Origin of the sequence: Streptomyces alkaliterrae, from assembly GCF_007097205.2 — a bacterium.
Classification (GTDB): domain Bacteria; phylum Actinomycetota; class Actinomycetes; order Streptomycetales; family Streptomycetaceae; genus Streptomyces; species Streptomyces alkaliterrae.
The window spans coordinates 1-7,632 of record NZ_VJYK02000266.1; the positions used below are offsets into that span (position 1 = coordinate 1).

General features: G+C 73.4%; 5 protein-coding genes. All 5 read left to right on the top strand.

The window, feature by feature from the left end:
• A partial coding sequence (locus FNX44_RS20835; protein ID WP_143650113.1) for an alanine racemase occupies positions 1–1,219 on the top strand: 1,219 nt, incomplete at its 5' end.
• A 55-nt stretch (positions 1,220–1,274) separates the two neighbouring features.
• The gene (locus tag FNX44_RS20840; RefSeq protein ID WP_143650115.1) at positions 1,275–3,059 is read left to right on the top strand and encodes an IucA/IucC family protein; all 1,785 of its coding nucleotides are present in this window, start codon (positions 1,275–1,277) and stop codon (positions 3,057–3,059) included.
• Positions 3,056–4,447, top strand: coding sequence for a lysine N(6)-hydroxylase/L-ornithine N(5)-oxygenase family protein (locus tag FNX44_RS20845; protein WP_143650117.1), 1,392 nt, complete (start codon positions 3,056–3,058; stop codon positions 4,445–4,447). The genes FNX44_RS20840 and FNX44_RS20845 overlap by 4 nt, the downstream gene beginning before the upstream one ends.
• Positions 4,444–5,847 carry an MFS transporter gene (locus FNX44_RS29735; protein WP_143650119.1) on the top strand — a complete coding sequence of 468 codons (1,404 nt, stop codon included), beginning with the start codon at positions 4,444–4,446 and terminating at the stop codon, positions 5,845–5,847. Before FNX44_RS20845 ends, FNX44_RS29735 begins: the two co-directional genes overlap by 4 nt.
• Positions 5,844–7,632 (top strand): IucA/IucC family protein (locus FNX44_RS20855; RefSeq protein WP_143650120.1); only part of this gene is annotated, 1,789 nt, incomplete at its 3' end. The genes FNX44_RS29735 and FNX44_RS20855, both read left to right, overlap by 4 nt.

A 7,632-nucleotide genomic window follows, 5' to 3' on the forward strand; every position in this document is an offset into this window, starting at 1 on the left:
GCCCCGGTCCGCCCACCCGCTCGACACCCTTCCCACTCGGGTGCGCGAGCGGCTGCTCGAACTCGCCTCCACCGGCGGGGAACCACTGGCCGCGTACGTCTACGACGGCGAGGTCGCCGCCGGCCGCGCCCGCGAACTGCGCGACGCCCTGCCCGAGTGGGCCGAGGTCTACTACGCGGTCAAGGCGAACGCCTACCCCGGCGTACTGGCCGCCCTCGCCCCGCACGTAGACGGCTTCGAAGTCGCCTCCCGCAGCGAACTCGCCCTGGCGCTGGACGCGTTGCCCACACGCGAGGCCGGCCCCGCGCCTATCGTCGCCGCCGGACCGGCCAAGTCGCTGCCCGTGCTGACCGATCTGGTCAGGGCGGACGTGGCCGCCGTCAACGCCGAGAGCCTGCTGGAGCTCCACCGGATCAGCGCCATCGCCACCGCCGAGGGCGTCACCGCGCGCGTCGCGCTGCGCGTCAACCCCGCCGAGATACCCGTCACCGGATCACTCCACATGGGCGGCCAACCCAGCCAGTTCGGCGTCGCCGAGCCGGACGTGCCCGAGGTGCTGCGCGCCGCCCGCGCGCTGCCCGGCCTGGACCTCGTCGGCTTCCACATCCACGCCGCCTCCAACAACCTCGACGCCGACAGCCAGGCCGCGTACCTGCGTTGGTGCGTCGAGTGGAGCACGGCCACCGCCGTCGAGCACGGCATCGACCTGCGGCAGATCGACATCGGCGGCGGCATCGGCGTCAACTTCGAGGGCGAGGAGCCGTTCGACACCAAGCGCTTCGGCGAGCTGATCGCCCAGTGCCCGCCCCCGGGCGGGGTGCGCGTGGTGCTGGAACCCGGCCGTTTCCTGGTCGCCGACTGCGGCTGGTACGCCGCCGAGGTCACGGACGTGAAGACCTCCTACGGCCACGCCTACGTCATGCTGCGCGGCGGAATCAACCACTTCCAGCTGCCCACCTCCTGGGACATCGTGCACAACATCGCCGTCCTCCCGGTGCCGCACTGGCCGGCCGACCTGCCCAGGCCCGAGGCCTCCGACACCCGGCTCACCGTCGTCGGGGAACTCTGCACCCCCGAGGACACCCTGCTGCGCGACATCCACGTCGACCGGGTGCGCGCCGGAGACCTGGTGGTCTTCCCCTATGCCGGCTCCTACGGCTGGGAGTTCGCCATGCCGCACTTCCTCGGCCACCCGCCGGCCGCCCGACACATGCTCTGACCGGATGCCTGACCGACGGGTCGCGCCCGACGAGGTAGAGACGAGAGTGACGCACATGACCGACCCGCTGTCCGCCGCCGATCCGCTGGACCACCCCGATCCGCTGCTCGCCGCCGACGCGCTGGCCGCCGAGAGCCTGCTGCGTGCCTACGTGCGGGAGACCGGCACCGACGTGCCCGCCACCGGTGAGCAGCTGGTCCTGACGATGCCCGCCAGCGGCGTGACCCTGCGTGTTCCGGTGCGGCACCGCTCGGCCACCGGCTGGCACCGTTTCGGCCCCGCGCGCCTGCTCACTCCCGACGGCACGACCGCCCCCGCCGACATCGCGCTGGTGGCCGCCGCCGCCATCCGGGAGACCACCCAGGGACGCGGCGCGCCACCGCAGCTCGGCGCGGACGCCGTCGGCCGGGTGCTCAACTCCGCCCAGCGCACCGCCGCCCATCTGACCGCCCGCCGCGCGGAGGGGGAGAACGCCGCCGGCCCCACCCCCTTCCTCGACAGCGAGCAGGCACTGCTGCTCGGGCACCCGTTCCACCCCGCGCCGAAGAGCCGTGAGGAGGCGTCCGCCCACGAACTCGACGTCTACTCGCCCGAGTTGCGAGGTTCCTTCGCGCCGCACTGGTTCGCCGTCCACCGCGACGAACTGGTGGGGGAGAGCGCCGACGGCGCCCTGGAGACGGAGGTACTGCGCCCGCTCGCCGAGGCCGCCGGGCTGGCGGAGAACCACCTGCCCAAGGACACCGTCGCGATCCCCGCGCACCCCTGGCAGGCCCGGGAGATCCTCGCCCGCCCGCAGGCGCGCCGACTGCTGGAGGAGGGCAGCCTGCACTCCCTCGGCGTCCACGGCCCGCACTGGTACCCGACCTCCTCGGTCCGTACCGTGCACCGGCCCGACGCCGCCGTGATGCTCAAACTCTCCCTCGGCATGCGCATCACCAACTCCCGCCGCAACAACCTGCGCGGCGAGATGCGCCTGGGCGTCTCCGCCGCCCGGCTGCTGGCCGCCGGCCCGCTCAAGTGGCTCGCCGCCGAACACCCGGGCTTCGGCATCCTGCGCGACTTCGCATGGGTCTCCGCCGGTCGTGGCGACACCGAGACCGGCCTGGAGACCGCCGTGCGGGACAACCCCTTCCACGGCGGCGACACCGACGCGCTGTGCGTGGCCGGCCTGCTCGCCGAACGCCCCGGCCCAGGCGACGGAACCGAACCCGGCCACCGCGCCCTCCTCGTCCCCGCCGTCCGACGCACCGCCGCCGCACACGGCCTGGAGCGCGCCGAGGCGGCCAGCCGCTGGCTGCTGGCCTACCTCGACGCCGTGGTGACACCGCTGATCAGGCTCCAGGCCCGCTACGGCGTCGCCCTCGAACCCCACCACCAGAACACCCTCGTCCACCTGGCCCCCGACGGCCTGCCGGACGGCGGCTGGTATCGGGACAGCCAGGGCTACTACGTCGCGGCCTCCCGCGCCGCCGAACTCGAACGGCTGCTGCCCGGCGCCACCGACGGCGTCGAGATCGTCTTCGACGACAGCTTCGTCGACGAACGTGTCGCCTACTACCTGGGCATCAACAACCTCCTCGGCCTCATAGGGGCGTTCGGCGCCCTCGGCCTGGCCGCCGAGGAGGACCTGCTCGCCACGGCCCGGGGCGCCCTGGAGCGGCTGCGCGCGACCGAGCCCGGCGCCCGGGGCCTGCTCGACCTGCTGCTCGACGCGCCCGTCCTGCGCTGCAAGGGCAACTACCTCACCTGCGTGGACGGCCTCGACGAACTCGTCGGCGACGTCCACACCCAGTCCGTCTACATCGATCTTCCCAACCCTCTCGCGGAGGCCCTGCGGTGACAGCGACCCCTGAATCCCACGTGTACGACCTGGTCGGCGTGGGCATCGGACCGTTCAACCTCTCGCTCGCGGCGCTCGCCGACGGCGTGCCCGCCCTGTCCACCCTCTTCCTGGACGCCAAGCCGGCCTTCTCCTGGCACCCCGGCCTGCTGATGGAGGGCACCGTTCTCCAGGTGCCCTTCCTCGCCGACCTGGTCACCATGGCCGACCCGACCAGTCCGTGGAGCTACCTCAACTACCTGAAGTCCCACGAGCGGATGTTCCCGTTCTTCTTCTCCGAGCGCTTCCACATCCCGCGCCGCGAGTACGACCACTACTGCCGCTGGGTCGCCGAGTCGCTGCCGTCCTGCCGCTTCGACGCACGTGTCACCGCGCTGGTCTGGGACGAGGCCGCCGACGCCTTCGCCCTCACCCACCGCTCGTCCGCCGGTGCGGAGCGGCGGGTACTGGCCCGGCGCGTCGTGCTCGGCGTGGGCACCAGCCCCGTCCTGCCCGAACCGCTGAACGCGCTCACCGGCGACACCCACCACAGCCGGATCCTGCACAGCGCCGACTACCGCACCCACCGCGCCGCGCTCGCCGCACTCGAGGACGTCACCGTCATCGGCGCCGGCCAGTCCGGAGCCGAGGTCGCCCTCGACCTGATCCGCACCCAGGACGGCCAGGGCCAGGGCGGCCCGTTCGTCCGCTGGCTCGCCCGCACCCCCGCGTTCGCCCCCATGGAGTACTCCAAGCTCGGCCTGGAGCACTTCACCCCCGACTACATCCACTACTTCCGCGCCCTGCCGGAGGAACGCCGCGAACAACTCGTGCGCGAACAGTGGCAGCTCTACAAGGGCGTCAGCGAGCAGACGCTCGGCGAGATCCACGACGAGCTGTACGAGCGCACCATCGGCGGCGGCACCCCACGCGCCGGGCTGCACCCCGGCGTGGAACTGCTGGCCGCCGAGCCGGTCGCCGACGGCTACCGGCTCACCTGCCGCCACTCCCAGCAGGAGAGCGAGTTCACCTTCCACACCAGTGCCGTCGTCTCCGCCAGCGGCTACGCCGCGCTGCGACCGGACTTCCTGTCGGCGGACGCCGGGCTGATCGACTGGGACGAGCACGGACGCTACCGCGTCGACGGCGAGTACCGGGTCGCCCTGCGCCCCGGGGCGAGCGGCGAACTCTACGTCCAGAACGCCGAGATGCACACCCACGGCGTCGGCGCCCCCGACCTCACGCTCGGCGCCTGGCGCGCCGCGACCATCCTCAACTCCGTCGTCGGCAAGCCCGTCGTACCCGTCCCCGACCGCACGGCCTGGACCACCTTCGGCGCGCCCCGCACGCCGCGGCTGCCCGCACCGCGCGCCCCACGGGCCGCCGCCCCCAGCGGCATAGCGCAGTGAGCGCGGCCGTCGAGCGGCCGACGGCGGCCCGCAGCGGACCCGGGCGGCACGCCCGCGCCGTACTCATCGCCGTCATCGGCCTCTACCTGGTCTCCGAAACCGCGCTCGCCCCCTTCCTGCCGCAGCTGTTCGCCGAACTCTTCGACGTCCACGACCCCTCGGCGACCGGCTTCTACCTGTGGGTCTGCCGCATCGTCGGGCTGGCCGCGCTCCCGCTGTGGGGGCTGGCCGCCCGGCGCTGGCCGCTGCACAAACTGGTGCTGACCGGGCTGTGCGGCGCGGCCGTCCTGGACCTCTCCCTCGGTCTGGCGCCCAGCTACGCCGCCTTCACCGTGCTCTCCGCCGCCTCGGTGGCCACCAACGCGGCGCTGCTGCTCGCCTACCCGGCGTTCATCAACGAGCATGCCCGGCACGCCGAGCAGAACACCCACCCCGACCAGGCCAGGATCGCCGGCGTCTGCTCGATCGTGGTCGTCTTCCACCTGGCCACGGTCGTCGCGACGATGACCGGCGCGGGAGTGCTCGCGCTGCCCGAACCGCGCGTGGGCATCTCCGCGTTCGCCCTGCTGGACGTGGTGCTCGCGGTGCTCATCGTCCGCGTGCTGGGCCGCCTGCCGGCCGAGCAGCCGACCGGTGAGGACGCGGCCGAGGAGGCACCCGCCGGGCGGCCGCGCCGCCGTCGGCTGTGGCTGCTGCTGCTCGCCCAGGCGGCGCTCATCGGCGTCGCCTTCGACGCGGCGAGCACCGTAGTGCGGCCCTTCTTCACCCAACTCGCCACCGACATGGGCAGCGGCGCGGTCGGCGCGGCCGTGCTGTTCTTCCTGCCCAGCGTCGCCGCGCTGGTCGCCCTCGTCGCCGTACGCCGCGTCCACAACCGGCTCGGCGACCGGCTGCTGCCGATCGGACTGCTGCTCGCAGCCGCCGGACTGGCCTGCCAGTACGTGGCCTCCGGACTCCCGGCGCTGGCCGCGGGCCGCGTCCTGTTCGGACTCGGGCTGGGCTTCGGGCAGGTCGCCGTCGAACTGGTGATGTTCCGGGCCACCGGCACCAGGGGCCCGGCCTTCACGGCGGTGGAGACCGTGCGTTCGGTCGGCCTGATCGCCGCCCCGCTGGTCGCGGCCGCCGCCGTCTCGCGCGAACTCGCGCTGCCGCTGCTCATCGCGGCAGTCCTGATGGTCTGCGCCAGCCTGCTCGCCACGATCCGGCCCGACCGCCGCGACCGCCGCGACCGGTCGGCCGAGGCGCCGAGCGACCGTACCCCGCCGCCCGACCGCGTCCCGCCCGTCACCGGGACCGCCGTCCCGGCCACCACCGCCGAGCCCACGGCGGCCGGGCACACCGCCACCACCGCGCCGGTCCCCGCACCGCGCCGCGCACCCGCCGAGGAGACCCACGCATGAACCACCCCGCCCGCGACGCCTGGCACACGGCAGGACGGCGGCTGCTGCTGAAGGCGATCGAGGAGTTCGCCTACGAGGAGCTGCTGACCCCGGAACCCGACCCGGACACCCCCGGCGGCCACCGCCTGGACTTCGGCGACGCCGTGTGGACCTTCCGCGCCACCCGGGGCACCTTCGGCACCTGGCGCCTCGACCCGGACAGCCTGTGCCGCCGACCGGACGAGGTCGACGCCCGGACCAGCCCCGAGCGCTTCCTGCTGGACGCCCGCGCCACCCTCGGCTGGGACGGCCCCACCACGGCCGAGGTACTGCGCGAACTCACCGCCACCCGGCAGGCCGACGCCCAGGCCCTGACCCGGGAGCTGCCCGCCGCCGACCTCGCCGACCTGGACCACCTCGAACTGGAGGCGTACCAGGACGGCCACCCCTGCATGCTGCTCAACAAGGGCCGGCTCGGCTTCTCGGCCTCCGACGCCGCCGTCTACGCGCCGGAGTCCGCGGGCGAGATCCGCCTGGTGTGGGTCGCCGTGCACTCCACGCTCGCCACCTACTCCGGTGTTCCCGGACTGGACGCCGACAGTCTGCTGGAGGAGGAGCTGGGCGCCGAGACCATCGCCCACTACACCTCCGTTCTCGCCGAGCGGTGCCGGGCCGGCGGCCTGGACCCGGCCGACTTCGTCTGGCTGCCCGTCCACCCGTTCCACTGGGACGAGGCCGTCCGGACTCTCTTCTGCGCCTACCTCGCCGACGGCCGGATCGTGCGGCTGGGGGAGAGCCAGGACCGCTACCGCCCCCTGCAGTCCATCCGCACCCTCGCCAACCTCGACCATCCCGAACGGCGCAACGTCAAGGTGCCGTTGATGATCCGCAACACCCTGGTGTGGCGCGGACTGTCCACCGAACCCACCCGCGCCGCACCCGATGTGAGCGCCTGGCTGCACCAACTGCGCGACAGCGACCCCCACCTGCGGGACGAGCTGCGCTTCCATCCGCTCGGCGAGGTCGCCGCGGTCGCGGTCCGCCACCCGCTCTACGAGTCCGTCGCCGACGCGCCCTACCGCTACCACGAACTCTTCGGCGCCGTCTGGCGCGAGCCCGTCGCCGCCCTCCTCCAGGACGGGGAGCGGGCCCGCACGATGGCCGCGCTTCTGAAGACCGGCAGCGACGGCCGCACGCTCGTCGCCGAACTGGTCGACCGTTCCGGCCTCACCCCGCGCGCCTGGGTGGAACGCTTCCTCGCCGCCCTGCTGCCCGGACTGCTGCACCACCTCTACCACTACGGTGTGGCGTTCTGCCCGCACGGTGAGAACACCGTCGTCCTCTACGACCAGCAGGAGGTGCCGCTGGGCATCGCGGTGAAGGACTTCGCCGAGGACGTCAACCTGCTGCCCGGAGACCACCCCGCCTACCGCTCGCTCACCGAGCGGGCGAGCGCGGTACTGCTGCGCTGGCCGGCGCACGAACTCGCGCACTCGCTGCTCAGCGCGATCTTCGCCGGCCACTTCCGGTTCTTCGCCCCGCTGCTGGCCGAGCATCTGGCACTGCCCGAGGACGAGTTCTGGTCCATGGTCCGCGCGGAGATCGAGCGCTACCACGCCGCGCACCCCGAACTCGCCGACAACTACGACGACTTCGGGCTGCTGGCCCCCGAGTTCGACCGGGTCGCGCTCAACCGCGAACAGTTGCTCGGCGGCGGCTTCCACGACCGCGCCGAACGGGACGAGGGCTTCGACGTCGTACACGGCCGGGTCGCCAACCCGCTGGCCACCGCCGCCCCCGCCGCGC

Bases quoted from the DNA above. Each gene is read 5' to 3' on its own strand.
- FNX44_RS20840 (WP_143650115.1), top strand. From the start codon at position 1,275: ATGACCGACCCGCTGTCCGCCGCCGATCCGCTGGACCACCCCGATCCG.